The sequence below is a fragment of the Thermus sp. genome (assembly GCF_056332225.1).
Map to the genome: position 1 here is coordinate 1 of NZ_JBWGQW010000173.1, position 759 is coordinate 759.

Annotated in this window: 2 protein-coding genes; both read right to left on the minus strand. The window is 70.2% G+C overall.

Annotated features, from left to right (window positions below; genetic code table 11):
• On the minus strand, window positions 1-332 hold a 332-nt coding region (locus tag AC01Y6_RS10730), incomplete at its 3' end, for a bifunctional hydroxymethylpyrimidine kinase/phosphomethylpyrimidine kinase (protein WP_476671520.1).
• Between the two features lie 184 nt (window positions 333-516).
• A partial coding sequence (locus tag AC01Y6_RS10735; RefSeq protein ID WP_476671518.1) for an MFS transporter occupies window positions 517-759 on the minus strand: 243 nt, incomplete at its 5' end.

Sequence of the window (759 nt, forward strand, 5' to 3'; positions counted from 1 at the left end):
CCGCTTTTCGCCACCATCACCGGGTCCACCACCAAAGGCCGGATCCCGAAGCGCCGCACCGCCTCGGCCACGGCCTCCACGATGGCCGCCTCCCCCAGGGCCCCGGTCTTGGCGGCGTGAAGGGGGAAGTCCTGGGCCACGCTCTTTATCTGGGCGTAGACCACCTCGGGGGGCAGGAGGTGCACCCTCTGAACCCCCAGGGTGTTCTGGGCGGTGACCAGGGTGAGGGCGCTCGTCCCATAGACCCCGAAGCGGAAGAAGACCTTAAGGTCCGCCTGCACCCCCGCCCCACCCCCCGAGTCGGAGCCCGCGATGGTGAGGGCCACCCTCACGTCCTTTCCTCCTTCCATCTCCGTAGCCTCCAGAAAACCTCCGGCTCCACCGGAGCCCCCACGCGGGCGCAGGTGGCTTCATACCACCCCAGGCTGGCTTGCGCCAGCCTGGGGGCCCCGGGAAAGAAGGCCTAGAGAGGCCTTGTGGCCTTGGCTTAGGCGAAGGATTCACGCCAAAAGGGTATCACAGGTCCTCCAAGGGCCGCCCCCGGGTCTCCACCCCCACCGCGAAGGCGAAGACCCCGGCGAGGAGAAGAAGCCCCCCGTGGAGGGCCAAAACCCCGCCCGGGCCCCAAAGGGGAAGGAGGGCCCCGGTGGCGTAGGGGGCGAGGATCCCCCCCACCCGGCCCACCGCCGCCACCAGGCCCGCCCCGCTTCCCCTAAGGGCGGTGGGGAAGAGCTCCGGGGTGTAGGCGTAGACCGCTCC